Raw genomic sequence first — 26,530 nt, 5'->3', positions numbered from 1 at the left:
CACTCCACCGATCGCGGGTCTGAGGGTTACGGGGTGCGTCGAGCGGGCAAACTCCCGCCCCGCAACGGCCGCTCATACTGCAAGATATGTAGGTGCGACACGTTGACGTTGACACCGAACGCTCCCTCGATCCGGCTGCCATGCGCGCGCACTACCGCGCCGCGGGACTGTCGGAGGACTCCCTCGCCGCCGATCCCTTCGAGCAGTTCGGCCGCTGGTTCCGGCAGGCCGCGGCGAGCGGACTGCACGAGCCCAACGCGATGGTCGTCTCCACCGCGGACGCCGAGGGCCGGCCCAGCTCCCGCACCGTGCTGCTGAAGCAGGTGGACGAGCGGGGGTTCGTCTTCTACACCAACTACGGTTCGCGCAAGGGCCGCGAGCTGGCGGCCAACCCGCATGTGTCGCTGCTCTTCCCCTGGCACCCCGTCGCCCGCCAGGTGATCGTCGCGGGGTCGGCGGAGCGTACGGGCCGCGACGAGACGGTGGCGTACTTCCGTACCAGGCCGCACGGCTCGCAGTTGGGCGCGTGGGCGAGCGAGCAGTCGTCGGCGGTGGCGTCGCGGGCGGAGCTGGATCGGATGTACGAGGAGCTGGCGGACCGCTATCCGGAGGGCGAGCAGGTGCCGGCGCCGCCGGAGTGGGGCGGTTTCCGGGTCAGGCCGCGGACGGTGGAGTTCTGGCAGGGCCGCGAGAACCGGCTGCACGACCGCCTGCGGTACGTACGCACCGAGGGCGCGGCGGGCGGCGGCTGGAAGGTGGAGCGCCTCTGCCCGTAGCGATACGGGACGGCCACGGCGGCGAAGGCCGCGAAGGCCGCGAAGTCGGCGAAGGCCGCGAAGGGCGCGCGGGGGAAGCAGGGCCCCCGCCGCGGAAGGCCACCCGGGAATGACGGCCCCGGGCAGCAGACGACCCGCGGCCCATTCCCCTGGAGGGGAGCCGGTCGGACGTACCGGCGGACCGCGGGTCGGGTGAACTGCTTGGGATAAGGGCCGGCTGGATGCGTCCTAGGCACCCGGGTCCGGCATTGCGCTTAAGCGCGACGGCGGACCACTAGCCCGCAGTCACCTCACGCGTCCGGTACTTCATCATCTGCCGAACCACCTCCCTTCTCGTGTGCGTCACACACTAGGCACGCCCCTCCGCCCCCTCAAGTGATTTCTCCGTGGCCCCTGCGGCACCGGCCGCGGCGCCCCGGCCACTCCCGCGTACGACCGGAATCCGCTGGTCCGCGGCGGTTCCGGGGCGCGGCCACCGGGTTCGCCGCCCGCGCCCCCTCCCGGTGGAGCCCCTTCGCGTGCAACGATTTCGACGGAATGGGGTGTGTGCTGCGTCACGTTCGAGTTGAATGATCCGGGTGCACCACACCACGCACACGACGCCGCGGCGAGCAGGGGGTGCCTGATGAGCGCGACCCGGCGTACCAACCGGGACCGCAGGAACGCCTCCGGCGAGCAGGCCGCGGACGCTCCGGACACGGGAGACGACGCCGCCGGGTCGCCACCCGCGGCGGCGGACGCGGCCGCCGGGGACGCGCAGCCGCAGGACCGCCGCGCCGCGGCCCCCGATCTGCTGGTGGCGCTCCTCGACGGCATGGACGCCGCCCTCTGCGCCTTCGACGCCGAGGGCGTCGTCACCCACTGGAACCGCGAGGCCGAGCGGCTGCTCGGCTGGACCGCCGCCGAGGCCGTGGGCCGCCACGGTCTCGCCGGCTGGGCGGTCCGCGCCGACGACGCCGCAGAGGCGGAGGCGCGGCTGATGGGCGCGATGGACGTGCCCGGGCGGCAGGTCCAGGAGTTCGCGCTGCTTCGCAAGGACGGCGGCCGGGTGCTCGTACGCACCCAGACCTCCGCCGTCCGCCCGGGCGGCGCCGAGACGGGCGGGGTCGCGGTCGGGGTCTACTGCGCGTTCAGCGAGGTCCACGCGCAGATGGACCTGGAGCGGTCCATTGCCTTCAGCGAGGCGCTGTGCGAGGACGCCGCCTGGGGCGTGCTCCTCGTGGACGCGGACCTGCGTCCCGCGCTGGCCAACGGCCAGGCGGCGCGCGTGCTGCGCGCCCGGCGCTCGGGGCTGCTCGGGCGCCCCTTCGGCGAGCTGCTGGAGCAGGGCGCCGAGGAGGTCGAGAGCGCCCTCCAGCACGTGCTGGCGCAGGGCAGCACCGCGGTCCCCGCCGACGTGTGGGTGACGGTGCGCGGCGAGACCGGCGGCGATCCGGCGGTACGGCGGCGGTGCCTGCGCGGCGCGTTCGTACGGCTCGCCTCGCCGCTCGCCGAGCACCCGGTGCCCCTCGGCGTCGGCTGGCTCTTCCAGGACGTCACCGAGGCGAAGCTCGCCGAGGACGCGGCCTCGGTGCTGCGCTTCCGCGACCACCAGTTGCACCGCGCCTCGCGCGCGGCGGCCGAGTGCGAGGACCCGATGGAGGCCGCGACGGTCTACCTGGACTTCGCGCTCGCCGGCTTCGCCGACCACGCGCTGGTCGACCTGGCCGCCGCGCCCGCGGACCCCGGCTCCCCGCCGGGACCCGGCGCCCCGCACGACGCCGGTGCGCCCCCGGGCCCGGTGCAGCTCACCCGGGCCGCGGCCACCCCGGCCGAGGGCCCTGGCCCGTGCCTGCCGGCCGGGCCGCACGGCTTCCCCGTCCGCTACCCCGCCGGGCACCCCGCGCTCCAGGCGGTGGAGCGCGGCGGCACGGTGCGTGCGGGCTGCGGCGGCGTGGACCCGGAGGTCGCGGAGGGCTGGTCGGTGGCGCGGAAGTGGCCGCCCGGCACGATGCACGCGCTGTGTACGGTGCTGCGCAGCCGCGGCCGGACGCTGGGCGTCGTGACGTTCCTGCGTGGCGGCGGCCGCAAGGGCTTCACCCGGCAGGACGCGGCGTACGCGGAGGATGTGGCCGTACGGGTCGCGGCCTCGCTGGACCTGGCGGAGCTGCTGGGTTAGGAGCAGCCCGGCGGGCCCGGTGACCGGGGCTCGGGAGGCCGGGCGCGGATCGCCTTTTTCCCGTGAATCGGCGGCGAAAGTCAGGCGAAAGGAACGCGGCAGGTCCGGTTGTCACCGCGATGAGTCAGAATTGGTGCAGGGCCACCGCACGAGAAATCTAGGGGCACGCATGTCCGGACTGATCGACACAACGGAGATGTATCTCCGCACCATCCTCGAACTCGAAGAGGAGGGCGTCGTCCCCATGCGCGCGAGAATCGCGGAGCGGCTCGACCAGAGCGGCCCCACGGTGAGCCAGACCGTCGCCCGCATGGAGCGGGACGGGCTGGTGCGCGTGGCCGGCGACAGGCATCTGGAGCTGACGGAAGAGGGTCGCATGCTCGCGACCCGGGTGATGCGCAAGCACCGCCTGGCGGAGTGCCTGCTGGTCGACGTGATCGGCCTGGAGTGGGAGCACGTGCACGCGGAGGCGTGCCGCTGGGAGCACGTGATGAGCGAGGCCGTGGAGCGCCGCGTGCTGGCGCTGCTGAAGCACCCCACGGAGTCGCCGTACGGGAACCCCATCCCCGGCCTTGAGGAGCTGGGCGAGAAGGCCGAGGCGGACCCGTTCCTGGACGAGGGCATGGTGAGCCTGTCGGCGCTCGGTCCCGACGCCGGGACGGTGATCATCCGCCGGATCGGGGAGCCGATCCAGACCGACTCCCAGCTCATGTACACGCTGCGGCGGGCCGGTGTGCAGCCGGGCGCGGTGGTGAGCGTGACGGACTCGGCGGGCGGCGTGCTCGTCGGCAGCGGCGGCGAGGCCGCCGAGCTGGACGCCGAGGTCGCCTCGCACGTCTTCGTGGCCAAGCGCTAGATCCGTTCGGGCCAGGCTGGTGGCGGGTTTGCGCCGTCTCCGCGGTTGGCGTTAAGCGGACCGCGGGATTCCTGTCCGAACGGCAGCGCACCGGGACCGGGCGTGCCACGCTGTCGCTGACGGCATCTGGGAGGGGTGGGCATGCCGCTGACATATCCGGACCCCCGCGTACCTGCGGGGGGCGTGACGAGGGCCCCGGCGCCTGGCTCGCCGGGGCCCCGCCTCCCCGTACCGACCCGGAGCCCCGAGCTCCCAGGGTCGACTCCCCACGGACCCGTTGTCCCCGATGCGGGTCCGCCTCCCGGTCTCTGTCTCCCCGCGACGACCGCGGCCAATCCCCGGCCGCGGTCACTCGAACGAGGGGTGTTGGGCCCCGTACCGCGGTGTTCGAATAGACATTCGATAGCGTGAGCTTGCCGAACGGATTGGGGGTGTCGGCACACATGGTGCGTCGTATCAACGTGCCGGGGGCGGGCGGGCTGCGTCTCGCCACCTGGGAGTACGGAGATCCGCCGAAGCGCGGTGCCGACGGCATCGCGGCGCGCAAGCGGTCCGCGGCCGGGCCGGCCGGCGACCCGCCGCCGGGCACGGCGCCGCAGGACCGCCCCGGCGTGCTGTTATTGCACGGGCTGATGGGCCGCGGGTCCCACTGGGCGACCACCTCCCGCTGGCTCTCCGCCCGCTCCCGCGCCATCGCGCTCGACCAGCGCGGGCACGGCCGCAGTGACAAACCGGGGGACGGCCCGTTCGACCGCGAGGCGTACATCGCGGACGCGGAAGCCGTCATCGAGCAGTTGGACCTCGCGCCGGTGGTCCTCATAGGCCACTCGATGGGCGCGCTGACCGCCTGGCAGTTGGCCGCCCGCCGCCCCGACCTGGTGCGCGGGCTGGTGATCTGCGACATGCGGGCCTCGGCGCTGGGGGCGGCCTCGCAGCGCGAGTGGGAGGAGTGGTTCCGCTCCTGGCCGACGCCGTTCGCCACGCTCGCCGACGTCCGCAAGTGGTTCGGCGAGGACGACCCCATCCTGGAGCGCCCGCGTCCCGCGCGCGGCGAGTTCTTCGCCGAGGTGATGGCCGAGCGCGCGGACGGCTGGCGCCCGGTGTTCTCCCGCCGGCAGATGCTGCGGGCCCGCGAGACGTGGGTGCACGACGCGCACTGGGAGGAGCTGGCCCTCGTGCAGTGCCCGGCCCTGGTGATCCGCGGCATCGACGGCGAGCTGGGCCGGGCGGAGGCCCAGGAGATGGTCCGCGTCCTGCCCCGCGGTGCGTACGCGGAGCTGGATGCCGGCCATCTGCTGCACCTGGAGGACCCGGAGGCGTTCCACCGGGCGATAGAGCCGTTCCTGGAGAACGTGCTCACCCCGAAGTGAGCCGAAGCGGCGGAGGACCGGGGCGGGTTGCGGACCGTACGGTACGAAGACGCCCGCGGGGCCCGGCGCGTACGCCGCGGTGCCGTCCGCCCGGCGCTACTCGCCGACGAACCGGAACGTCGACGTGATCGCGTCGAACACGTCGAAGAACGAGTCCGCCAGGTCCAGCACCTGGCTGCTCCCCGCCACCAGCGCCACCTTGCCCTCCTGTCCCGGGACCGGGATGAAGGTCTGCATCATCACGGCGCGGACCGTGCGGTCGTCGCCGGGGATCTTGACGTCCTCGACGCCCTGCGTGCGGGCGGCCATGCCGATCCCCTCGATCTCGACGGTCGAGACCTTCCGCCAGGCGTCGCCCTCTTTCTTCGGCCGGATCTGCTTGATCTGGCCGACGATCAGCGCCGGGTCGGTCGGCAGCAGCTCGCCGCTCTCGGTGCGGGCGCCGATGAGGGAGACGGTGAGCGAGCCGGTCACCGGTACGTCGCCGCCGAAGGTCTCCGCCATGCAGCCGCAGTACAGGGCGCCGGAGGCCCAGGCGTCCTTGGCGGCCTTGCGCAGGAACGCCTCCAGCACGCCGCGCTGCTCGGCCAGTTCGGGATTGCGGCGGACCCGGTCGTTGACCATCTGCCGGATGCTGTCGTCCCGGGACTCGGGCCGTACGTCGAACTCCCACCACGACTCCGGCACCCGGATCCGGAAGCCTCCGCGCTCGATCGTGAGCGCCTCCATCCAGCGGCTCATGCCCTGCCCCCTTTGTCGTACGTCCGGTCGTCTCCCGCGGCCGCGTCCGGCCGCGGAGGCGCGGTTGTCCACACGTAGTTATCCACAATCCCGGATACGAGCTGTCCCCGCGAAGCCCGGGGCGGATATCGTTTCGTAGACCCTAGTGTCCGAGCTGAACGCATTTCCGCGGGGGGAAAGCCGGGGAACAGCCGGGGACGTTCGAGGAGGATCAGCGTGCGCCTCACCCTGACCGTCGTCGATCCGCTCGGGGGCGACCGTGCCGATGTCGTCCTCGACGCCGAGGCGGAGTCGTCCGTAGGCGATGTCGCCCGCGTCCTGGCCGGCCAGCTCGACTCGCCGCCGCCGCCCGCCTCGGCGCCGCCGCACGGTGCCCCGCAGGCCGTCCAGGTGCCGGCCTCCTACGCCCAACAGGCCCAGCACGCCCACGCCCAGCCCGCTCCCGCGCAGATGCCCGGAAGCTGGGCCACGGCGGGCGCGCCGCCTGCCCCGCCGCCCGGAGCGCCCCCGGCGGCCGTCCCCTTCGGCGCGCCCGCCGCGCCACCCGCGCCGCCGCCCGTCTTCGTCGACGGCTTCGCCGTCGACCCCCGCCTGCCCGTCGCCCAGTCGCCGCTGCGCGAGGGCACGGTCGTCAGCCTGTACGACCCGGTGGGCTGTCCGCCCCGCGAGGTCACGGGCCTGGTCGAGCTGCGCGTCGTCGGCGGCCCGATGGCCGGCGCGGTGCACCGGCTCGGCCTGGGCCGCGTCGACATCGGCAGCGGCAACGCGACGCATATCCGCGTCTCCGACCCGGAGTTGCCCGAGCGCGCCTTCAGCCTCACCGTCTCCGCCGACGGCAGGTGCAAGGTCCACGTCCACGGCGACCAGGAGAAGGCCACCCTCGACGGCACGACGTTCGCCGAGCTGGCCAAGCCCAAGGAGAAGTCGGACGACGACGACACCCGCAGGGCCCGCAGGCGCCGCCGCCGCGAGGCCCGCAAGGAGGAGCGCCGCCGGCGCCGCGCCGGCGAGCCGGCGCCCCCGCCGCTGCCGCAGGAGCCGCCGCAGAGCAAGGACGCCTGGCCGTACGGGTCCCAGGTCGCCGTCGGCAACTCGCTGTTCGAGCTGGTGCGTTACGGCCCGCCCGACGCCGCCGTCGCCACCTCGGAGGACGGCGCCGGGCTCGACTACAACCGCCCGCCGCGCCTGCTGCCGCCCGACCGCGAGACCCGCTTCAAGCTGCCCGCGCCGCCGAAGGAGGGCCAGGCCCGGCCGCTGCCGTGGCTGATGGCGCTGATGCCGGCCGTCATGGGCGTGACGATGTGCCTGGTCATGGGCCGCTGGTACTACCTGCTGATGGCGTTCATGAGCCCGATCATCATGATCGGCAACTACTTCATGGACAAGAAGCACGGCCGCAAGTCCCATGTGAAGGCCGTCGCCGAGTACAAGGAACACAAGGCCAGGATCGAGAAGGACGCCCGCGACGCCCTCGTCGCCGAGCGCAACGAGCGGCGGCTGGGCGGTCCCGACCCCGCCCTCCTGCTGTCCACCGCCACCGGCCCGCGCACCCGGCTGTGGGAGCGGCGCCGTACCGACGCCGACCATCTGCTGATCCGCTTCGGCACCGCCGAGCTGGACTCCGAAGTGCTGCTGGAGGACCCCGAGCAGGACGAGCACCGCCGCCAGGTGCTGTGGAAGATCCAGGACGCGCCCGTCACCGTGCCGCTGCGGCAGATCGGCGTCCTCGGCATCGCCGGCGCCGGCGACACCCCGCGCTCCCTCGGCCGCTGGGCCGTCGCGCAGTCCGCCGTGCTGCACAGCCCGCTGGACGTCCAGTTCTACGTGCTGACGGAGCCCGGCGGGCAGGCCGGCTGGGACTGGATGCGCTGGCTGCCGCACGCCCGCCCGCCCGGGGAGTACGACACCAACGCGCTGGTCGGCACCGACACCGAGACCGTCGCCGCCCGCATCGCCGAGCTGACCCAACTGCTCGACGCACGGCAGAAGGCCGCCAAGGACCAGCGGTCCAGCGGGCCGACGTCCTTCAAGGACCCCGACATCGTCATCGTCTTCGACGGCTCGCGCCGGCTGCGTTCGCTGCCGGGCGTGGTGCGGCTGCTGCGCGAGGGCCCGGCGGTGTCGATGTTCGCCATCTGCCTGGACTCCGAGGACCGCTTCCTGCCCGGCGAGTGCCAGGCGATCGTCGTCGCCGAGCCCAAGCCGGAGGAGCACGACCCGCGGGCCGCCGCGCAGGGCGGCATCCCGATGCAGCAGGTGGCCGGCGCAGGCGGGCCCGGCGGCGCCGGGGGCTTCCCGCCGTTCCGCGTCGGCGCCTGGGGCACGGGGCACTCGCAGGACGCCGCGCAGCGCGCCGCCGCCGCCGACGGCACCGGCCCGATCCGGCTGCGCGTCGAGCAGGCCGGCGCCGAGCGGCGCCGCGGGGTGCGCCCGGACTTCGTCTCGCCGGCGTGGTGCGCGCTCGTGGCGCGCGGCCTGTCGCCCGTGCGCGACATCAGCGGAGAGGCCGAGGACGCGGCCATCCCGTCGTCCAGCCGGCTGCTCGACGTGGTGGAGCTGGAGCCGCCGACCGGGGACGCCATCGCCGCTCGCTGGCAGATCGGCGGGCAGTCGACGACCGCGGTCATCGGCGAGTCGTACGACGGCCCGTTCGCCATCGACATCCGCAAGGACGGCCCGCACGGCCTCATCGCCGGCACCACCGGATCCGGCAAGTCCGAGCTGCTGCAGACGATCGTCGCGGCGCTCGCGGTGACCAACACCCCCGAGAACATGACGTTCGTCCTCATCGACTACAAGGGCGGCTCCGCGTTCAAGGACTGCGTGAAGCTGCCGCACACCGTCGGCATGGTCACCGACCTCGACAACCACCTCGTCACCCGCGCCCTGGAGTCGCTCCGCGCCGAACTGCACCGCCGCGAGCACATCCTGGCCGACGCCGAGGCCAAGGACATCGAGGACTTCCAGGACCTGCTGCGCCGCGAGCCCGGCCGGTACGCGCCGCTGCCCCGGCTGCTGCTCGTCATCGACGAGTTCGCCGCCATGGTCCGTGAACTCCCCGACTTCGTCACCGGCCTGGTCGACATCGCCGCCCGGGGCCGCTCGCTCGGCATCCACCTGATGCTCGCCACCCAGCGCCCCAGCGGCGTGGTCTCCCCGGAGATCCGCGCGAACACCAACCTGCGCATCGCGCTGCGCGTCACCGACGGCGGCGAGTCCGCGGACGTCATCGACGCCCCCGACGCCGGGTTCATCGCCAAGTCCATGCCCGGCCGCGCCTATGTGCGCCTGGGCCACGCCTCCCTCGTCCCCTTCCAGTCCGGCCGCGTCGGCGGCCGCCGCCCGGGCGCCGCCGACCCGGCGACCGCCCAGCCGTGGGCCGGCCGCCTCGGCTGGGCCGAGCTGGGCCGGGGCGCGCTGAAGCGCCCCGCGGGAGCGCAGCAGGAGGAGGACGAGATCACCGACCTGAAGGTGCTCGTCGACGCGGTCAACGAGGCCAACGAGCGCCTGGGCATCCCCGAGCAGCACAGCCCGTGGCTGCCCGCGCTGCCCGACAGCATCGAACTCGACTCGCTGCCCGCCCCGCAGGGCGCGGGACCGCTGCCCCCGGCTCCGTACGGCATCGAGGACCTGCCCGCGCAGCAGGCCCGGCGCACCGTCGCCATCGACTTCGCCGACTTCGGGCACCTCATCGTCGGCGGCGCCCCGCGCAGCGGGCGTTCGCAGATGCTCCGTACGATCGCCGCCTCCCTGGCCCGTACGCACTCGGTCGCCGACCTGCACCTGTTCGGCATCGACTGCGGCAACGGCGCGCTCAACGCGCTGACCCGGCTGCCGCACTGCGGCGCCGTCGTCAGCCGCAACCAGACGGAGCGCGCGGTGCGCCTCATCGGCCGGCTCAAGCAGGAGCTGGGCCGCCGCCAGGAGCTGCTCGCCGCCGACGGCTTCGCCGACATCGCCGAGCAGCGGGCCGCGGCGTCGGACCCGGAGCAGAAGCTGCCGTACACCGTGGTGCTCCTCGACCGCTGGGAGGGCTGGCTGCCCACCCTCGGCGAGATCAACCACGGCGATCTGACCGACGAGATCTACGGGCTGCTGCGCGAGGGCGCGAGCGTCGGCATCCACCTGATCATCACCGGCGACCGCAGCGTGCTCACCGGCCGGATCAGCACGCTGACGGAGGACAAGTTCGCCTTCCGGCTGCCCGACCGCTCCGACTTCTCCATGATCAGCCTCAACGCCCGCAACATCCCCGAGGACATCGAGCCCGGCCGGATGTTCCGCGCGGAGAGCGGCCTGGAGACCCAGATAGCCGTCCTCTCCGACGACCTGTCAGGCGCCGCCCAGGCCGCCGCCGTCGCCGCCATCGGCGAGGCCGCGACGGCGCGGGACGCGGCGGTGCCGCGCTCGCTGCGCCCGTTCCGCGTCGACGTGCTGCCCAGCCGCCTCGGCTTCGAGGAAGCCTGGGAGATGCGCGACGTCCAGGCGCAGGAGGCTTCCAAGCTGTGGGCGCTGGTCGGCGTCGGCGGCGACGAGCTGATGGGCTTCGGCCCCAACCTGGCGGACGGCATCCCGGCGTTCATCATCGGCGGCCCGGCCAAGTCGGGCCGCAGCACGGTGCTGAAGTCGATGGCGCTGACCTTCCTCCATCAGGGCGTACGCCTGATCATCGCCGCGCCGCGGCCGTCGCCGATGCGCGATCTGGCGGACCGCGAGGGCGTGTTGCAGGTCTTCACCGAGGACGACATCGACGAGGACGAGGTGCACGACCTGCTCAAGCAGGCGTCGACGGACGAGCCGATCGTCGTCCTCGTGGACGACGCCGAGATGCTGACGAACTGCGACGCCGGCGACGAGTTCAAGGCCATCGCCCGCCGCGGCGCGGAACGTGGCTGGGCGCTGGTCCTCGCGGGCGACGAGGAGGAGGTCGCCTCGGGCTTCTCCGGCTGGCAGGTGGAGGCCAAGAAGGCCCGGCGCGGCGTCGCCCTGTCCCCGCAGGATCCGTCGGCGGGCGACCTCATCGGCATCCGGCTGAACCGCGGTTCGGTCGGCGACCAGGTGCAGCCGGGCAAGGGCCTGCTGCACCTGGGCGACGGCGAGCCGTTCGCGGTGACGACGCCGCTGACGTAACGGCCGTGGGCGCAACCGCCGTCGGCGTGCGCGCCCTTGGCGCAACCGCCACTGGCGCAACCGCCGTCGCGGCGTGTGGCATGACCCTGCAACCGCGGGGGCGGGGGACTGCGTCTACGGTTGCGAGATACGAACGATGCATGACTGACGTCTCGGGGACGGCCCTCGCGACGGTTGAGACAAACGGGAGGGTAGCTGCCATGGGCAAGGCCGATGTCGATGTTACATATCAGGACATGCGGGATGCCGCCAAGCGGCTCAAGGACGAGCGTCAGGACATCGACCGCAAGCTGGATGACCTGCGCAAGTACATCCAGAGCCTGGTGAGCGACGGCTACGTGACCGGTCGGTCCTCGAAGCAGTTCGACCAGTCCTTCGACGAGTTCACGACCGGTGCGAAGAAGACCATCGAGGGCCTTGAGGGAATGGGCGACTTCCTGAAGTCCGCCGCCGAGGCATTCGAGAACCTGGACTCCGAGCTGGAGAAGGGCCTCAAGGGCTGACCTTCGCGATTCGGTTCGGTTCGTTTCGCTAGGCCGGGGCGCCGTGGCATCGTATTCGGTGCGGCGGCGCCCCGCTTTTCGTAGTGACTGGGGGAGAGGCTCATGGGCAACGACGGCGACAGGCTGGCGATTCCGCTCAGCGAGCTCGACGGCTTCGGCGGCCGGCTGCGCGGCATCAAGAACCGGATGAACCGCACGAAGGCCACCTTCGAGTCGTACCGCGACGACATCGGTGACGGCGGCGTGGTCGACAAGCTGGAGGACTTCGAGTCGGGCTGGAAGGACGGCCGGGGGGACATCGACGAGCAGTTGACGAGCCTGGCGGAGATGTCGGACACGGTGGTGCGCGAGGCGCACAAGGTGGACGTGGACCTGGAGAACGAGCTCAAGAAGGGCACGAAGAAGGAAGAGAAACAGGTAGGCGGCGGCAACCAGTAGCCGCCGGCTCCCGGGTCTCCCCTCCTCTCTATGCCGGTTCGCCGCCCGCGGGCACGTCGAAGGCGAAGGTGCGGCCGATGTGAGCGAGCCGCATGCAGTAGGAATCCAGCAGGAAGACGGACGGCGTGGCGATCGTGACGTACGCGCAGTAGCCGCGCGGAGCCGGCACGACCAACTGCAGTGACGCGAAGGGGATCACCGGCGCCGGGGTGTCCGCGTCGCCCCCGGGCAGCGTGAGCGACCGCAGCGACGCCGACATCACCCCGGGCCCGCCGGGGAGTTTCACCGCCAGCAGCATGTCCTGAGCGCCCTGTAGCCCCTTGCCCAACTCGTAGTCGAGTTCCCGGGGTTCCTTCTGCCCGGCGAAGAACTTCTGCTCCTTGCCGCGGTAGATTCCCTCGGCCGCCATGAGCTGGTCGTCGTGGTCGCTGGCCCGGGCGGAGACGGCGAGCAGCCCCATGGAGAGCCGTTCGTCGCCTTCCACCTCCTCGGTGCCGACACACATGGCGGTGAGGATGGTCGTCTCGCCGCCCTCGGACAGCATGGGCAGGAACCGGCGCATCCGAAGTCCCGTGGCCGCGAGTTCGTCCTGGTGCGCGTCCGGTATCAGCCGTCTCAGTGCGTCGTCCCAGCCCTCCAGGGTGTCGGCCTCGGGCAGGCGGACGAACTCGTCCGGTACGCGGTAGGCGAACGCGTACGGGACCTTGCGGGCGCCGTCTCGTGCCGTCATGCCGCCGTCCCCATCTGCGAGGGGTCGAGTCCGCGGGTGAAGCTGTCACCGGCGGACGCCAGCATCGTGGGCGGGTCGACCCGGGGCGGCAGCGGCCCGGGCGCGACGACGTCGGGTTCCGGCTGGAAGTACTCGGTCAGTGCCGAGATCGGCCCGATGACCGGGACATCGGCCATGTTCCAGTCGCCATCGGTCCACCGTCCGGGATTGATGTTGGAGCCGATGGCGAACGACGCTCCCGCGACGGTGGCCGACCAGTCGACGAGGTTGCCCGTGGCGACGCTCATCCATCCCTGGCCCGACATGGCGAAGCCGCGCAGCGAGTTGGCCATGCCGCTGGGGAGGCGGGCGAGGTTGCCCCAGTTGCCGGGGCCGATCCGGCCCAGCGCGGCGGCGAACCCTTCGGTGGCGCGCAGGTTCCGCCCGGCCTGCACCAGCGCGCGGCCGGACTGCGCGAGCCGGGCACCGGCGAGGCCGATGCCGCCGGCCAGTACCCCGGCCGCGTCCCAGGCGAGTGTCTGCCAGGTCATGCCCTCGGCGCCACCGGCCAGCGCGATGGCGTGCGCGGCGAAGGCGCCCGCGCCGACCCACAGGCCGATCAGGGCCAGGCCCGCGATGCCGCCGAACGGCATGGCGAGCAGGCAGATGACGCCGACGACCATGGCGACGTCGGCCAGGATGTCGCCGATGAGCTTCCAGAAGTTCGGGTCGGTGATCGTGTCCCACGCGGCTTCGAGAAAGTTCCCGAGGTCGTCGAGACGCCGTTCGAACCAGTTGGGCTCCGGCGGCGCGTCGTCCGCCGCGTTCTTGATCTGCCGCGCGGCCGTCTCGGCGTCGCCGTTGAACTCCGCGTTCAGGTTGCGCGCCCGGCCCCGTATCGCCTCGAGCTCGGCCGTGGCGGTGTCGAGCGAATCGGTCCTGCCCTTCTCGTCCTTCTTGTGTTCTTCCTTCTCCTTGTCCGTCATCCCATCGGTGTCGCCCGGCAGCCCGTCCAGGGCCCGCTGCGCCGAGCCGACGCGAGCGGCGGCGTCCTCGGCCTCCCGCTCCAGCTTGCGGGCGCGGCTCTGGTAACCGGTCAGGCTGGTCTCCCACGACGACAGCGCGCGATGGGCGGCGTCGAGGGAAGTGAGGGCCTTCTCCAGATACGGGGGGATCTCGGACACGGAGTCGCCGAAGGCGTCGGCCGCCTTGCCGACCCAGATGCCGTCCGTCTCCCCGATCCGCTTGAGCTGGGACTGCGCCGTCCCGCTCTGGCCGGTGACCGTGCCGATGGCGGTGACGAGGCGGCGTACGGTGTCCAGATCGCCGGGCGCGGGGTCGAAGCCGAGGCTCGGGAAGTCCTCCGGGCGCGTCACTTCTTCCCCGCCTTCTGCAACTCGTCGTGGAGCTTCTTGTCCAGCTTCTCCAGCTCGTCGGCCGCCGTGACGACGAACTCCGAGACACCCTTGGTCAGCTTGGAGAGCTGGCCGAAGCCGTAGTCCCACGAGTCCGCGAAGTCGTCGCACGCCGAACGCAGCTCGTCGTGACCGACGAGGCTCGCGTCGGTGCCGGCGATCTTCTTCGAGGACTCCTTCATCCGGTCCCCACTGGACTCAAGAGTCCTGGCCATCGCCATGACGTCGTCATGAAAGAACCTCAGAAATGACACGAATTCCCCCGGAAGCCGAAGTAGTTACCTCGCGGAACGATCCCTCGCCGCATGATAGGAAGCCGATACGGCGTGCACGGTTCCACTGGAAGGACGGCGATGTCACCACGGCCGCAACTCCGGTCCCGGCTCCGGGCGCTGCTGAAGGCGGGCGAGCAGGGCGCCGAGACGTACACGACGATCAACCCGTGGAACTCCCGGCGGACGTTCGCGGCCTTCGCCTACCTCGCCGAGCAGTACGGATACCGCTACGCCGGTCTCTCCCCGGAGCACAGCGCGAGCCGGGCCCACCCCGTCTTCGCCTTCCGACGGCTCCCCGACGCCGTGGAACGCGCGACCCGTACCCGCGCCCGCTGCCCGGACGCCCCCCTCGGCGGGCCGCTCCCCGGGCTGACCGGCGGCCGCAGGCCGGTGCCGCTGCCGGAGGCGCGGCGGGAGGTGGAGTTGCTGCACGCCCGGATCAAGGTCGACCTCTACGGCACGTCGCGCCGCGGTCGCATCCGGATGCTGGCGGTGGCGGTCCCCGTGGGCGTCTTCGTCGCCGTTGCCGTCAACAGCGGGTCGGATCCCGTGCCGTTGGCGGTGGGCGGCGGGATCGCGGTGGTGTGGTGGCTGTATCTGTGGCTGACGTCGGCGGTCATGCGGCGGGGGCGGCTCAAGTACAGCAGGATGCTGGAGCAGGCGGGAATCGCGTGGCCGCCCGGGGGCACCCCGGGCTGACCTCGTCTGTATCGGGGCCCGGGGTTGTCAGTCCCGGGTGCGGGTGAAGTCGCCCCGTGCCACCCGCGGGGCCAGGGCGTCCCGGGTCAGGGAGCCGTAGCCCGTGGCCGCCCAGATGCTGGATTCCGCCGGGACCTCGAAGTACGGGACCTCGCGGCCGTCCGCCGTGTCCGTCAGGACCTCGGGGGCGCGGCGTTCGCGGAGTGCCTTCGTGCAGATGTCGCAGGTGGCGACGGGGAGCTGGCGGCGGCTGCCCAGGGGGCGCCAGCGGGTGCGGTGGGTGGCGCGGCCGTGGAGGGGGTTGAAGAAGCACAGGGGGAGCGCGGTGGTGCGGCGGGGGCGCGTGGTGCGGGCGGCTTCCAGGGCGTCGCGGCCCTCCGCGACCAGCGCCAGCACACCCGCCAGGTCGGCGCGGCTCCCGGCCCCGTCGAGGACCGTGCCCGCCGCGGCGTACGCGTCCAGCGCGGCGTGGACGTGGGCCGCCCGGTCGGGGGCGTCGGTCTCCACCTCCCGTACCGCCTCGCCCAGGGCCACGACCTCCTCCTCCGCGCGGCGCCGCAACTCCGCCTCGTCCGCCGCGCGGGCCGCCGCGAACACCGCCTGCGGCGTCGCGAACGGCGCCGTGGCGGCGCGGGATCCGGTCCGGCGGCGGCGCACGTACCACATCAGTCCGGCGAGCACGGCGACGGCCGCCGCCGCGCCGGCCAGGGCCAGCGGCAGGGCCGGGCCGCCCCCGGACTCCTCCTGCGGGTCGTCTTCGGCGGCCGCGGGCGGAGAGTCCGCGCCCAGGTCCGCCACCGCCTCCTCGTACACCTCTGTGCCGTTGCCCGCGTCGATCAGCGCCACCGCCTTCTCCACCCGCGCCGCGAGCCCGGCCTCGCTCATCTCGTCCAGGTGCCCCACCGCGCCCACCGCGTCCCGCGCCTGGTGGACCTCGCCCGGCCACTCGAACCCCTCCAGCCAGTCGGCCTGTTCGCCGGTCGTGACGAGGATCAGGTCTCCGTCGCCGAGCCGCCCGCGCACGACCTCCGCGAGGGTTCCCGGGTCCCCGGCGAAGTCGTCGCCCTTCGCGAGCGGTACGAGCACCACCCTGATCGGCAGCCCCGTCTCCTCGATCTGCGCGGTGATCGCGCGCTGCCGCTCCTCGTCCACGGCCCCGGTGTAGGCGTCGTGTACGTAGACGGGGGAGTCCCGGAGCCTGTCGGCGATCTCCTCCCCGGGGCTGGGCGCCGCCCAGACGGCGCGGGCGGGCAGGAGGACCAGCAGCAGCGCGGCCAGGGCGGCAAGCGGCGCGACCCGAACGAACCAGCCGCGGGCGGCCCCGGCACGCAGCCGCCCCTTGCCCTGCTCAGTCGTGGACACCGGCGGCCTCCTGTACCTCGCGGATCAGCCGGGGCACCCCTTCGCCCGCCGTGCGCAGCGGGCCCGGGGCCGCGTCGTACGGGATACGGGCCTCCCCGCGCGGCGCCGGGAGCGTGAGGCGCCGGCGGTGCGCCGTGCCCGGGTTCGCCCTCGCCGCCCTGCGGCAGCCCGCGCAGAGCGGGACCGCGCGGGCGGGGGCGCCCGGGGTCAGGCGGGTGCGCTGCCTGCCGTGGGCGGGGCCGTGCATCGGGTTCAGGGTGCACAGCCGGGCCGGGGTGCCCGGGGCGGCCAGCGCCGCGCGGGCCGCGCGGATCAGCGTGATCGCCGTCGCCAGCGCCTCCGGGCTCGCGTCCGCGTCGACGCGGCCGTCCTCCTCCACGTCGACCAGCAACTGCGCCGCGTCCAGACAGTCCCACACCCGGACCCGCACCGCGCCCGCCGGGTCCGCCGTCTCGAACGCCCTCGCCAGCGCCTCCAGTTCCGCGTGCGCCGTCCGCCGGAGGTACGCCTCCGAGGGGTCAGGCGGCGCCTCGTACGACGGCCCGCCGGCGGCCGTGACCGCCGTGACCGCCGGCACCGGCGCGGGCCGCACCCGCCCGGCGATCCGCACGGCTCCCGCAGCCAGCCCGAACACCAGCCCCGCGGCCAGTGTCCCGACGAACAGCCCCGGTACGAAGTCCGCCGCGAACACGGACGGCAGCGCGTCCTCCGCCACCGGGTCCGGCGGGTCCATGGGCGACGGTGCCCTGCCCGGGTCGCCGCCCGGCCGGGCCCCGGTCAGCTCCTCGACCAGCATCCCCACCCGCTCGCCCAGCCGCAGGTCGTCGTCGTCCACGTCGCGCGACTGGTACCCGATCGCTTCCGGCAGCAGGTACAGGTCGACGTCCAGCCCGATCCCGTAGTCCACCGCGTTGACGTAGCCGCTGCGCGGATCGGCCAGGACGTAGATGCCGTCCCCGCCGACCGTGCGGCCCAGCGACTTCAGGAACGTGTCGCCCTGCCCGCCGGACTCGTCCTCCGGCGCCATCGGCACCGAAGCGACGTACACCGGCACGTCGAGGCCGCCGATCTTCTCGCGCAGCGCGGCCAGTTCCTTCGCGTCGATCTGCGCGGGCGACTCCGGGTCCACGTACACCGGGTCCTTCGCGAGCCCCGCCGACACCCGGTCCAGCCGGGCGGCCATGTCCGCCCGCGTCGGCGGCGGGCCCGGGTCCGTCGTCTCGTCGTCGTACAGCGCGGCGGCGCCCAGGGCCATGCCCCCGGCCAGCACCGCCGCCGTCGCGACCGCCGCGAGCAGCCCGCGCCCGCCGACGCCGGCGAAGCCGCGGGCCGCGGGCTTGGCGCCCGCCCGAGCCGCCCGCCTCCGCAGTACGTACAGCACGAGCGCAAGCACCAGCAGCGGCACCCCGGCCAGCAGGATGCCCGTCAGGAACGACTGGTTCGCGCGGTCGGTGCGCGTGATGTGCAGCCTGTCCGGCTCCTCCGCCGGCGCGCGGCCCGCGTCGCTGCCGTACTTCTCCCGCGCCGCCTCCGCGCGCCCCGCCGGGTCGTCGTCGGTCAGCGCCTCCACGAAGCGCTGGAACGTCAGCAGCGGCCCGGCGTCGTAAGGCAGTTCATACAGCGCCACGGTCGTCGCCGACTCCGCCGGCACGTCGACGCCGAAGGGCACGGCGGTGATGCCGATGCCGCTGCTGTCCAGCAGCACGTACAGCCCGTCCCGGCGCAGCCTGTCGTGCACGGCGCCGAGCAGCCGCTCGTCGAACGGGTTGCGCTCGGGCAGGAGCACGACGTACGTCGGCACCCCGGTCCGCTTCGCGGCCTTCGCGAACTCCCCCGCGGCCGACCGCGGTATCTCCCGCGGGGCCTGGTCCGTCACGTACACCGCATCCGCACGCAACCGCTCCGCCAGATACGCTGCCTGCCCGCCCCCGCCCCCCTCGGCCCGGCCCGCCGCCACCGCGTCCCCTGCCAGCACCCCGGCCCCCGGCAGGCTCGCCAGAAGCAGCAGCAGGCCGACAGCCAGCAAGGTACGCACGGACGCCCCCGCGCCCCCCACGAACTTCACCATCCCCCGGACCCCCCGAATCCGCCGCACACCCGCTGCCGCACCGGCCGTCGCACGTGTATCCCCCTTTCCCACCGGATCGTAGCGACGACCACTGACACCCGTAATCGCGCCCCGACTCCCGTGGAATTCCGTCCATTCGGTGAGTTGGCGACTGCACATATCCGGATTCGCCAATACCCGGTCCACAGTTCTGTCACGGACCGCACCGCCAACGGCGCCGCCGCCCCCCGCTCCCGGCGCGCGCGTGGACGCGTACGCCCGCCGGAACCGGCCCCATGCGCCCCCGCAAGCTGGTCATTTGCGCCCCGGACAAGGTTGTCGTCTCAGCTATCGGAACTGTCGATGGGCTGTGACGCTCTCGTTGCCTGGCGCGGGTTGAGGGGGGTTTAGGCTACTGCTACGGTTCGATGGCTTGACAACCTGTTACGGCGTTCTCGGCCGGTCAGGTAGGGGAATTTCGGCCAGGAAACGGCGAGTTACGGGGTGATTCCGTGAAGACCAGGGAACGCACGGCAGCCGCGGGCGGCAGGTCGGCCGCCCCTGTTCCGCAGTCCGGCGACAGACTGCCGTTTGCTCCTCGCGAACGCAAACCCGCGCTGGCGGCGCTGGCCGTGCTGCTCATCCTCGCGGGCGCGTTGGGCACCGCCGTGCTCGTGCTGCGCGCCGGCAACCAGGTGGCGGCCGTGCAGATCTCCGAGCGCGTCCCCGCCGGCGAGGGCATCTCCGACGCCGACATCGAGCAGGTGATGATGCCGGAGGACAGCGACATCCCCTACATCCGCTGGGACCTGCGGGGCGACCTCGACAAGTTCTACGCCACCACCGACCTCGTCCCCGGCAGCGTCCTGGTCAGCGAGATGATCCAGAAGGGCAAGGGGCTGGAGGAGGGCCAGACCGTGGTCGGCGTGACCATGGAGTCCGGCCAGATGCCCGGCGGCCTGGTCGACGGCGCCCGCGTCGACGCCTACTTCGTCGGCGACAGCCCGAGCACGTCCGGCAGCGGCGAGGACGGCAGCACCGGCTCCACCGGCACCGTCACCACCGGCGACGTGCTCGCCGAGGGCGTCAAGGTGCAGAGCATCGTCAGGGGCGACGAGGGCACGGTCACCAGTGGAACCATGACCGTCAATCTCCTCGTCGACAAGACACAGGCAGGCCCTCTCGTGGCGGCGGCGTCCGAGAAGGAAGTCGGCCTGACTCTCGTATCCAGCGGTAGCTGACGTCGTAGCGGGTCTTCACGGGAGCGAGGGAACTCACCATGGCGCTGATCGCAGTCGCGGCCGACAAGGGCGCGCCCGGCGTGACGACGACCGCCGTCGCGCTGGCCGCCGTCTGGCCCCGGCGTGCGCTGCTTGCCGAGGCGGACCCGGCGGGCGGCGACCTCGTCTACCGCTCGGTCGGGCAGAACGGCAACTCACTCGACCCGAACACCGGCATGCTGTCGCTGGCCGCCACCGCCCGCCGCGGGATCGCGGCGGAGCAGTTGTGGGACCACGCACAGCCGATGTCCGGCGGGCTCGACGTCATCGTCGGCCTCGGCAACTCCGACCAGTCCGCGGGGCTCACCCGGCTCTGGCCCACGCTGGGCCGCGCGTTCGCCGCGCTTGCCGAGTCGCCGCACGGCGGCGCGGACGTGATCGCGGACTGCGGCCGCGTCGGCGTGGACTCCGGCACCCTGGAGCTGTTCTCGCACGCCGCGCTGGTGCTGCTGGTGGCCCGCGCGCTGCCCGAGCAGATCGCGCGGGTACGGGACCGGGCGTCGTCCCTGTCCGCCAGGCTGCACGGCACGCAGCGCGGCGCCGCCGCGCTGGGCACGCCGCTGATCGGCGTGCTGCTGGTCACCGAGCCGTCCGGCGCCGCGAAGGTCGCCGGGCAGGTCAACGACATGCTCACGGCGTCGCAGTCGGGCGCCCGCGTGCTCGGGGTGATCGCTGACGACATCGCAGGCGCCGAGCAGTTGGCGGGGCGGCGGCGCGGGCGCGCGGAGAAGTCGATGCTCGTCCGGTCCATCCGCAAGGTCGCCAGCGATCTGCACCAGCACTTCGGCAGCTCGCTGCTGGCCGAGCCGGCGTCCGCGGGCGCACCGCAGGCGCCGTACGGCGGCGGGGCCCCGCAGGCACCGTACGGCGGCGCCACGGGCCAGGGCGCCCCGCAGCAGCCCGGCCACCCGGTCCCGCAGCACGCCCAGCAGCCCCAGGCCCCGGGTCAGCCCGGCGCCCCCGCTGCCCCCGGTCAGCCCGGGGCGCCCGGCCAGCCGGCCCAGCCCGGCCAGCCCGCCGCCCCCGGCCAGCACCCCGCCTACGGCGCCCCCGGCGCCACCCCCGGCCCCGGTCCCGCGCAGGGCCCCGGCCCCCGCCATGGAGCCGCCCGATGAGCAGCGGACCCGCAGTAGACCACGGCCTCGTCAAACGCTTCCGCCAGGAAGCCGGCGACCGCATAGCCCGGCAGCGCCACGAGGACCAGCTCGCCGGCGTCACCCCCATGTCCGCCGAGGACGAGCGGCACTTCGCCCGCGCCGTCATCGCGCAGATACTGGAGGACTACGCCCGCTCCGAGATCAACTACGGCCGCACGCCCCTCGACGCCGAGACCGAGGAGGCGTACGCCGCGGCCGTGCACGCCGCCCTCTTCGGCGTCGGCCGGCTGCAGCCGCTGCTGGACGACCCCGAGGTCGAGAACATCGACATCAACGGCTTCGACCACGTCTTCGTGGGCTACGCCGACGGCCGCGAGGCCAAGGTCGACCCGGTGGCCGAGAGCGACGAGGAACTCGTCGAGCTGATCCAGATCCTCGGCGCCTACTCCGGCCTCTCCTCCCGCCCCTTCGACTCCGCCAACCCGCAGCTAGACCTGCGCCTGCCCGACGGCTCCCGGCTCTCCGCGGTCATGGACGTCACCCGCCGCCCGGCGCTGTCCATCCGCCGCGCCCGCCTCGGCAAGGTCTTCCTGCCCGACCTCATCGGCAACGCGACGATCTCCGCGGAGCTGGGCTCCTTCCTGACCTGCGCGGTGCGGGCCCGGAAGAACATCATGATCGCCGGCGCCACCAACGCCGGGAAGACGACGCTGCTGCGCGCGCTGGCCAACGAGATCCCGGCCCCCGAGCGCCTGATCACCGTGGAGCGCGCGCTGGAGCTGGGCCTGGACCAGTTCCCCGAACTGCACCCCAACGTGGTCGCGTTCGAGGAGCGGCTGCCCAACTCCGAGGGCCACGGCGCCATCACGATGGCCGAGCTGGTCCGCAGGTCGCTCCGTATGAACCCGTCGCGCGTCATCGTCGGCGAGGTGCTCGGCGACGAGATCGTCACCATGCTCAACGCGATGTCGCAGGGCAACGACGGCTCGCTGTCCACGATCCACGCCAACAGCTCCTCCGAGGTGTTCAACCGCATCTCGACCTACGCCCTCCAGGCCAGCGAGCGGCTGCCGGTGGAGGCCAGCCAGATGCTGGTCGCGGGCGCCATCGACTTCGTCGTCTTCATCGAGCGGCGCAACCTCTACCACCAGGGCGGCGGCCTCCAGCGCTCGGTCACCTCGGTGCGCGAGGTCAACGGCGTGGACGGCCGCGTGATGTCGTCCGAGGTCTTCAAGGAGGGCCGCGACGGCCTGCTGCACCCGCACGCGCCGATCCACTGCATCGACGAGCTGATTCCGTTCGGTTACCAGCCCAGCGGGGATTGGAGGTAGCGGCAGATGAACGGATCGGTCTTCTCCGCCACCATGGGCTACGGGCTGCTCGCCGGCGCGGTGATCGGCGGCGGCATCGCGCTGCTCATCGTCGCGCTCCGCGGGCTGCCGGCGAAGCCGGAGCACGAGAAGGAGCAGCAGGGCGAACGGGCCGCGGAGCTGGTGCGGTTCGCCAGCCAGCGGGCGACGCTCGCGGGGGTCGCCGGGCTGCTGGTGCTGCTGCTGACCCGCTGGCCGGTCGCCGGTCTGGCGACGGGCGTGCTGGTGGCGTTCTGGGACAAGCTCTTCGGCGGCGCGGCAGCCGAGCGGATGGCGATGAAGCGGGTCGAGGCGCTGGCCCAGTGGACGGAGTCGCTGCGCGACACGATCGCCGGCGCGGTCGGCCTGGAGCAGGCCATTCCGGCGTCCGCCAGGGCCGCGGCGCCCGCGCTGCGGCCGCATCTGGACGCGATGGTCGACCGGTTGCGGTCCCGTACGCCCCTGCCGGACGCCCTGCAGCACCTCGCCGACGACCTCGACGACGCCTCCGCGGACCTGATCATCGCCGCCCTGATCCTCAACGCCCGGCTGCGCGGCCCCGGTCTGCGCGAGGTGCTGGGCGCGCTGGCGAAGTCGGCGCGCGAGGAGGTCGACATGCGCCAGCGCGTGATGGCGCAGCGCGCCTCGACGCGGCGCAGCGTGCAGATCGTCGTCAGCGTCTCGGTGGCGTTCGTGCTCGGCCTGTCGGTCTTCAACCGCGGCTTCGTCGAGCCGTACGGCTCGCCGGTCGGCCAGGCGGTCCTGGCCTGCGTCTGCGGGCTGTTCGCGGCCGGCTTCTGGTGGCTGCGCAAGCTGTCGACGATCGAGACGCCGGAGCGCTTCCTGGCCGGCGCGAAGCAGCAGCCGCAGCAGGTCGCCTTCGTCCGGCCGCGTGAGGAGGTCTCCTGATGGAGTTCCAGGGTGCGGACACGCTGACGTACTCCGTCGTCATCGGCGCGGTGATGGGCCTGGGCATCTATCTGCTCGTACGGGCCATCGCGCCCGGCCGCCGCGGCGCGGTCGCGACGGTCGCGCGGGTCGACGCGCTGCGCGCCCGCGGCTCCGGCCGGACGGCGACCTCCTCGCCGCATCAGCAGGAGGAGGGGCGCTTCGGCGGGCTGCGCGCGCAGGTCGGGGAGCGGGCCGCGGAGTTCTATCTGCGGCAGGGCTGGGAGCAGCGTTCGCTCCGCTCCGACCTGGCGGTGCTCGACCGCTCCTGGGAGAGCTTCCTGGCCACGAAGGTGCTGCTGTCCGCGGTGGGGCTGGTCTTCGGCCCCGGCGTGTACGCGCTGATCTCGGTGGCCGGCTTCGGCCTGAACCCCGTCATCCCGGTCTGGCTCGCGCTGGTCGCCGCCCTGCTCTTCTTCCTCCTGCCCGACCTGGAGGTACGCAGGGACGCCGCCGACAAGCGCAAGGACCTGCGCCGCGTGGTGGGCGCGTACCTGGACCTGGTGGCGATGAACCTGGCGGGCGGGCGCGGCCTGCCCGAGGCCCTGATGGCCGCGGCCGACATCAGCGACGGCTGGGCCCTGCGTAAGGTGCGCAACGCACTTGCCGACGCCCGCATCACCGGCACCAGCCAGTGGCAGGCGCTGGGCAATCTCGGCGACGAGCTGGGGATCGAAGAGCTGAAGGACCTGTCGGCGTCGCTGGCGCTGGTCTCCGACGACGGCGCGAAGGTGCGCGAGTCGCTGGCGGCCAGGGCGGAGACCATGAGGCACCGCGAGCTTGCCGAAATCGAGGGGGCGGCAGGCGAGAAGTCGCAGTCCATGCTCGTCGCACAACTACTGCTGTGCGCCGGGTTCCTGGTCTTCCTGGTCTATCCCGCGGCGATCCGCGTGTTGCAGGTCTGAGTCATCCCCCCACTACGCAGAGAGGACGTAACGACGTCATGAAGAACCGCTTCACCAGCACCGGAAATCCGGCCATCGACTTCCTGGTCACCTTCCTGCGCGGCCGCGTGGAGCGCGCCCGCTCGGGCGAACTGGACCGCGGCGCCTCCGCGGTGGAGTGGGTGATCATCTCCGCCATCGTGGTCGCGATCGTCAGCGCGGTCGCGGTCATCATCAACCAGGCGCTGTCCGACGGCGCGAACGACGTCAAGGACTGCATCAGCAACGCCGGCGCTGACGGCTGCTGAGCCGCCGGCTGACGGGGCGGGCTGACGATCATGGCGACAACGGCACAGGCACCGGCGTGGCTGCGGCGCAGGCTGGACGCCTGCCGCGGCGACGGCGGCGGCGGTGACACGGGGCCCGGGAGCGGGCGGCACGGCGCGAGCGGGGGCGACCGCGGGATGTCCGCGGTCGAGTTCGTGCTGCTCACCCCGGTGCTCTACTTCATGATCTTCGCCACCGTGCAGTTCGGGCTGTACTTCTTCGCGGACCACGTCGCGCAGGCGACCGCGCAGCACGGGGCGCGCGAGGCGCGCAGGACGGCCGAGTCGAACCCGGGCGGCTGGCAGGGCCTGGCCCAGCAGGCGGCGCGGGAGCGGCTGAACACGGTCGGCCCGAAGCTGCTCACCGACCCGGACATCCGGGTGTACGAGGGCGCGGACGACCGGGTCGGGGTGGCGGTGGAGGGCAGCGTGGTCAACGTCTTCCCGTTCATCGACCTCAAGGCGCGGGCGGAGTCGGAGGGGCCGATCGAGCGGTTCGTACCGGATCTGGGATGACGGGGGACGGGGGACGCATGGCTGTGAGCGCGGCGGGGAAGGCGCGCGGCGACCGGGGGGAGCAGGGGGCCCCGGAGCCGGGGGAGCGCCGGGACCTCGGGTCCGACCGGGGGGTGACGACCATCGAGGTGGTGATCCTCGCCCCGGTGATGTTCCTGTTCATCCTCGTCCTCGTCGCCTTCGGCCAGTTGGTCGACGGCCGCGGCGGGGTCGACGGCGCGGCGCGCGACGCGGTACGGGCCGCGTCCCTCCAGCGCACCGTGGGCGAGGCGCAGCGGGCCGCGCAGCGGGCGGCGGAGTCGCAGTTGGAGGGCGACGTGTGCAAGGGCCCGGTGGACGTGGACCTGTCGGGGGACTTCTCACCGCCGGAGCCGGGCGCCGCCAGCAACATCATCACCGTGGAGGTGACCTGCGAGGTGAAGGGCCTGGGGATGCTGGGCCTGGACATCGACCCGCGGATGACGGGCACCTCGTCCGCGCCGCTCGACCCGTACCGGAGGGCGGCATGAGGCGGGTACGTGTGCCGGCCGCGCACCTGCGCGCGGTCCTGGCCGCGCGGGTGCGGAAGCTGGACGACCGGGGCTCGGGCGCGGGCGCGGTCATCATCTTCGCGTTCCTGTTCATGGCGCTGGCGGCGTTCGTGGTCGACGGCGGACTGGCGATCTCGCAGCGCGAACGGGCGGCGGACATCGCGGAGCAGGCGGCGCGGTACGCGGCGCAGGACACCGACAAGGAAGCGCTGTACGAGGGCCAGACGGAACTGGAGGCGCCGATCCGGCACGAGAACTGCAACAGCCGGGTCCAGGAGTTCATGTCCCACGTGACGGTCCACAACGGCGACGTCGAGTCCGCGACGTGCACGAAGGCGACTGCCCGCTTCGTCGAGGTCGAGATCGTCCTCAGTTACCGCCCGCTGCTCACGGGCCTGGCTCTCAGCGGCCCCCTGGAGGCCACCGGCAGTGCCCACGCCGAGCCCCGCACGGAGGTCGGCGAGCCGTAGCCCGCGCCGGTACGGGACGGGGAGACACCCGGCCGGCGGCGGGCGCCGCGGCCGGGGATGTGGGCCGTACGCGGGAGGCCGTCCTGCCAATCGGGGGAAATGGGCCCTCTTCGGTGAGCTAGATCCCGGACATCGGTCAGATAGTCATACAAACCGGAACGAGGCGACCGCCTCACTCCGATCGACTGTCAAGGGGCATCTGTGCTGAAGAGAAAGAAGACCGCCGTCGCGCTCGCCACCGGAGCCATGGCGCTGGGGCTGCTGGGCGCGGCCCCGGTGGCGGCCACCACGACGACGGGCCACGCGCCCGCCATGAAGACCTGGGAAGACGACTGGAACGTCTCGCAGCGCGGCGTGGTGATCGCCAAGCCCGGCGTCCTGATCCGCTCGCAGCCCACCACCGCCTCGCACGAGAAGGGGTTCATCCCGCGCGGCGAGATCGTCTGGATCGACTGCAAGGTCGAGGGCCAGGACGTGTGGGGCAACTCCCTCTGGTACAAGATCGGCTCCCACAACGGCTTCATCGCCGCGCGCTGGGTCAAGAACGTGGACCACATCCCCTTCTGCTGACCTCCGCGGGCGCCGCCCGTACCGCGGGCCGCCGGGCCGCACCGCAGAACGCGGGGCGGCACCGGCGGCCTTGCCGTGCGC

General features: G+C 73.1%; 24 protein-coding genes. 18 read left to right on the top strand and 6 right to left on the bottom strand.

The window, feature by feature from the left end; translation table 11 throughout:
* The first annotated feature begins 140 nt into the window (after window positions 1-140).
* From pdxH to ACFYVJ_RS28135, 4 genes are all read left to right on the top strand, one after another.
* Window positions 141-776 carry a pyridoxamine 5'-phosphate oxidase gene (pdxH, locus tag ACFYVJ_RS28150; RefSeq protein ID WP_388897235.1) on the top strand — a complete coding sequence of 212 codons (636 nt, stop codon included), beginning with the start codon at window positions 141-143 and terminating at the stop codon, window positions 774-776.
* Between the two features lie 625 nt (window positions 777-1,401).
* Window positions 1,402-2,934 (top strand): PAS domain-containing protein, encoded by a 1,533-nt coding sequence (locus ACFYVJ_RS28145; protein WP_388897069.1) that lies wholly within the window; start codon window positions 1,402-1,404, stop codon window positions 2,932-2,934.
* 169 nt (window positions 2,935-3,103) lie between these two features.
* A complete protein-coding gene (locus ACFYVJ_RS28140) occupies window positions 3,104-3,790 on the top strand; it encodes a metal-dependent transcriptional regulator (protein ID WP_047016343.1) in 687 nt (228 codons plus the stop codon).
* Window positions 3,791-4,233: 443 nt separating this feature from the next.
* Entirely contained in the window at window positions 4,234-5,160 is a 927-nt protein-coding gene (locus ACFYVJ_RS28135; protein WP_388897066.1) for an alpha/beta fold hydrolase, read from the top strand.
* Between the two features lie 96 nt (window positions 5,161-5,256).
* Here ACFYVJ_RS28135 and ACFYVJ_RS28130 read toward each other — a convergent pair whose 3' ends face one another.
* Window positions 5,257-5,901, bottom strand: coding sequence for a hypothetical protein (locus tag ACFYVJ_RS28130; protein ID WP_388897063.1), 645 nt, complete (start codon window positions 5,899-5,901; stop codon window positions 5,257-5,259).
* A gap of 216 nt (window positions 5,902-6,117) precedes the next feature.
* Here ACFYVJ_RS28130 and ACFYVJ_RS28125 point away from each other — a divergent pair, with 216 nt between their 5' ends.
* The 3 genes from ACFYVJ_RS28125 (at window position 6,118) to ACFYVJ_RS28115 (ending at window position 11,972) form a co-directional block, all read left to right on the top strand.
* Window positions 6,118-11,031 carry an FtsK/SpoIIIE domain-containing protein gene (locus tag ACFYVJ_RS28125; RefSeq protein WP_388897060.1) on the top strand — a complete coding sequence of 1,638 codons (4,914 nt, stop codon included), beginning with the start codon at window positions 6,118-6,120 and terminating at the stop codon, window positions 11,029-11,031.
* Between the two features lie 200 nt (window positions 11,032-11,231).
* A complete protein-coding gene (locus ACFYVJ_RS28120) occupies window positions 11,232-11,534 on the top strand; it encodes a WXG100 family type VII secretion target (protein WP_026276583.1) in 303 nt (100 codons plus the stop codon).
* A gap of 102 nt (window positions 11,535-11,636) precedes the next feature.
* Window positions 11,637-11,972: a hypothetical protein gene (locus ACFYVJ_RS28115; protein ID WP_388897057.1), complete on the top strand. Its 336-nt coding sequence runs from the start codon at window positions 11,637-11,639 to the stop codon at window positions 11,970-11,972.
* A gap of 28 nt (window positions 11,973-12,000) precedes the next feature.
* Here ACFYVJ_RS28115 and ACFYVJ_RS28110 read toward each other — a convergent pair whose 3' ends face one another.
* Genes ACFYVJ_RS28110 through ACFYVJ_RS28100 form a run of 3 tightly spaced genes read right to left on the bottom strand, consistent with a single transcriptional unit; the run spans window position 12,001 to window position 14,350 of the window.
* Window positions 12,001-12,702 (bottom strand): hypothetical protein, encoded by a 702-nt coding sequence (locus tag ACFYVJ_RS28110; RefSeq protein WP_388897054.1) that lies wholly within the window; start codon window positions 12,700-12,702, stop codon window positions 12,001-12,003.
* Entirely contained in the window at window positions 12,699-14,057 is a 1,359-nt protein-coding gene (locus tag ACFYVJ_RS28105; protein ID WP_388897051.1) for a putative T7SS-secreted protein, read from the bottom strand. Before ACFYVJ_RS28105 ends, ACFYVJ_RS28110 begins: the two co-directional genes overlap by 4 nt.
* Window positions 14,054-14,350 (bottom strand): hypothetical protein, encoded by a 297-nt coding sequence (locus ACFYVJ_RS28100; protein WP_388897048.1) that lies wholly within the window; start codon window positions 14,348-14,350, stop codon window positions 14,054-14,056. The genes ACFYVJ_RS28105 and ACFYVJ_RS28100 overlap by 4 nt, the downstream gene beginning before the upstream one ends.
* 99 nt (window positions 14,351-14,449) lie before the next feature.
* On the opposite strand from ACFYVJ_RS28100, the gene ACFYVJ_RS28095 reads away from it, so the two are divergent.
* Window positions 14,450-15,070, top strand: a complete 621-nt coding sequence (locus ACFYVJ_RS28095) for a hypothetical protein (RefSeq protein ID WP_388897046.1) — start codon at window positions 14,450-14,452, stop codon at window positions 15,068-15,070.
* Window positions 15,071-15,097: 27 nt separating this feature from the next.
* On the opposite strand, the gene ACFYVJ_RS28090 is transcribed toward ACFYVJ_RS28095, so the two are convergent.
* Together ACFYVJ_RS28090 and ACFYVJ_RS28085 are read right to left on the bottom strand one after the other, a co-directional pair.
* On the bottom strand, window positions 15,098-16,432 hold the full coding sequence (locus ACFYVJ_RS28090) for a hypothetical protein (protein WP_388897043.1): 1,335 nt from the start codon (window positions 16,430-16,432) through the stop codon (window positions 15,098-15,100).
* Window positions 16,419-18,467: a hypothetical protein gene (locus ACFYVJ_RS28085; RefSeq protein WP_388897041.1), complete on the bottom strand. Its 2,049-nt coding sequence runs from the start codon at window positions 18,465-18,467 to the stop codon at window positions 16,419-16,421. Before ACFYVJ_RS28085 ends, ACFYVJ_RS28090 begins: the two co-directional genes overlap by 14 nt.
* A 524-nt stretch (window positions 18,468-18,991) precedes the next feature.
* Between ACFYVJ_RS28085 and ACFYVJ_RS28080 the strand changes: the two genes are divergently transcribed.
* The 10 genes from ACFYVJ_RS28080 (at window position 18,992) to ACFYVJ_RS28035 (ending at window position 26,449) form a co-directional block, all read left to right on the top strand.
* The gene (locus ACFYVJ_RS28080; protein WP_388897038.1) at window positions 18,992-19,720 is read left to right on the top strand and encodes a hypothetical protein; all 729 of its coding nucleotides are present in this window, start codon (window positions 18,992-18,994) and stop codon (window positions 19,718-19,720) included.
* Window positions 19,721-19,758: 38 nt separating this feature from the next.
* Window positions 19,759-20,874, top strand: a complete 1,116-nt coding sequence (locus ACFYVJ_RS28075) for a hypothetical protein (protein ID WP_388897035.1) — start codon at window positions 19,759-19,761, stop codon at window positions 20,872-20,874.
* Window positions 20,871-22,187, top strand: a complete 1,317-nt coding sequence (locus ACFYVJ_RS28070; RefSeq protein ID WP_388897032.1) for a CpaF family protein — start codon at window positions 20,871-20,873, stop codon at window positions 22,185-22,187. The genes ACFYVJ_RS28075 and ACFYVJ_RS28070 overlap by 4 nt, the downstream gene beginning before the upstream one ends.
* 6 nt (window positions 22,188-22,193) lie before the next feature.
* Window positions 22,194-23,114 (top strand): type II secretion system F family protein, encoded by a 921-nt coding sequence (locus ACFYVJ_RS28065; RefSeq protein WP_388897029.1) that lies wholly within the window; start codon window positions 22,194-22,196, stop codon window positions 23,112-23,114.
* Window positions 23,114-24,058: a type II secretion system F family protein gene (locus tag ACFYVJ_RS28060; RefSeq protein WP_388897026.1), complete on the top strand. Its 945-nt coding sequence runs from the start codon at window positions 23,114-23,116 to the stop codon at window positions 24,056-24,058. The genes ACFYVJ_RS28065 and ACFYVJ_RS28060 overlap by 1 nt, the downstream gene beginning before the upstream one ends.
* A gap of 38 nt (window positions 24,059-24,096) precedes the next feature.
* The gene (locus ACFYVJ_RS28055; protein WP_388897023.1) at window positions 24,097-24,345 is read left to right on the top strand and encodes a hypothetical protein; all 249 of its coding nucleotides are present in this window, start codon (window positions 24,097-24,099) and stop codon (window positions 24,343-24,345) included.
* A gap of 30 nt (window positions 24,346-24,375) precedes the next feature.
* Window positions 24,376-24,879: a TadE family protein gene (locus ACFYVJ_RS28050; protein ID WP_388897021.1), complete on the top strand. Its 504-nt coding sequence runs from the start codon at window positions 24,376-24,378 to the stop codon at window positions 24,877-24,879.
* Window positions 24,880-24,992: 113 nt separating this feature from the next.
* Window positions 24,993-25,388 (top strand): TadE family protein, encoded by a 396-nt coding sequence (locus ACFYVJ_RS28045; protein WP_101426515.1) that lies wholly within the window; start codon window positions 24,993-24,995, stop codon window positions 25,386-25,388.
* Window positions 25,385-25,879, top strand: coding sequence for a TadE/TadG family type IV pilus assembly protein (locus tag ACFYVJ_RS28040; RefSeq protein ID WP_388897019.1), 495 nt, complete (start codon window positions 25,385-25,387; stop codon window positions 25,877-25,879). The genes ACFYVJ_RS28045 and ACFYVJ_RS28040 overlap by 4 nt, the downstream gene beginning before the upstream one ends.
* A 201-nt stretch (window positions 25,880-26,080) precedes the next feature.
* Entirely contained in the window at window positions 26,081-26,449 is a 369-nt protein-coding gene (locus ACFYVJ_RS28035; RefSeq protein ID WP_388897016.1) for an SH3 domain-containing protein, read from the top strand.
* Window positions 26,450-26,530 lie beyond the last annotated feature (81 nt).

Source organism: Streptomyces sp. NPDC004134 (assembly GCF_042874195.1).
Taxonomy (GTDB): domain Bacteria; phylum Actinomycetota; class Actinomycetes; order Streptomycetales; family Streptomycetaceae; genus Streptomyces.
This window is presented reverse-complemented; position numbering and strand designations above follow the sequence as displayed.

Bases quoted from the DNA above. Each gene is read 5' to 3' on its own strand.
- pdxH (WP_388897235.1), top strand. From the start codon at position 141: ATGCGCGCGCACTACCGCGCCGCGGGACTGTCGGAGGACTCCCTCGCC.
- ACFYVJ_RS28145 (WP_388897069.1), top strand. From the start codon at position 1,402: ATGAGCGCGACCCGGCGTACCAACCGGGACCGCAGGAACGCCTCCGGC.
- ACFYVJ_RS28140 (WP_047016343.1), top strand. From the start codon at position 3,104: ATGTCCGGACTGATCGACACAACGGAGATGTATCTCCGCACCATCCTC.
- ACFYVJ_RS28135 (WP_388897066.1), top strand. From the start codon at position 4,234: ATGGTGCGTCGTATCAACGTGCCGGGGGCGGGCGGGCTGCGTCTCGCC.
- ACFYVJ_RS28130 (WP_388897063.1), bottom strand. From the start codon at position 5,901: ATGAGCCGCTGGATGGAGGCGCTCACGATCGAGCGCGGAGGCTTCCGG.
- ACFYVJ_RS28120 (WP_026276583.1), top strand. From the start codon at position 11,232: ATGGGCAAGGCCGATGTCGATGTTACATATCAGGACATGCGGGATGCC.
- ACFYVJ_RS28115 (WP_388897057.1), top strand. From the start codon at position 11,637: ATGGGCAACGACGGCGACAGGCTGGCGATTCCGCTCAGCGAGCTCGAC.
- ACFYVJ_RS28110 (WP_388897054.1), bottom strand. From the start codon at position 12,702: ATGACGGCACGAGACGGCGCCCGCAAGGTCCCGTACGCGTTCGCCTAC.
- ACFYVJ_RS28095 (WP_388897046.1), top strand. From the start codon at position 14,450: ATGTCACCACGGCCGCAACTCCGGTCCCGGCTCCGGGCGCTGCTGAAG.
- ACFYVJ_RS28075 (WP_388897035.1), top strand. From the start codon at position 19,759: ATGGCGCTGATCGCAGTCGCGGCCGACAAGGGCGCGCCCGGCGTGACG.
- ACFYVJ_RS28070 (WP_388897032.1), top strand. From the start codon at position 20,871: ATGAGCAGCGGACCCGCAGTAGACCACGGCCTCGTCAAACGCTTCCGC.
- ACFYVJ_RS28065 (WP_388897029.1), top strand. From the start codon at position 22,194: ATGAACGGATCGGTCTTCTCCGCCACCATGGGCTACGGGCTGCTCGCC.
- ACFYVJ_RS28060 (WP_388897026.1), top strand. From the start codon at position 23,114: ATGGAGTTCCAGGGTGCGGACACGCTGACGTACTCCGTCGTCATCGGC.
- ACFYVJ_RS28055 (WP_388897023.1), top strand. From the start codon at position 24,097: ATGAAGAACCGCTTCACCAGCACCGGAAATCCGGCCATCGACTTCCTG.
- ACFYVJ_RS28050 (WP_388897021.1), top strand. From the start codon at position 24,376: ATGGCGACAACGGCACAGGCACCGGCGTGGCTGCGGCGCAGGCTGGAC.
- ACFYVJ_RS28040 (WP_388897019.1), top strand. From the start codon at position 25,385: ATGAGGCGGGTACGTGTGCCGGCCGCGCACCTGCGCGCGGTCCTGGCC.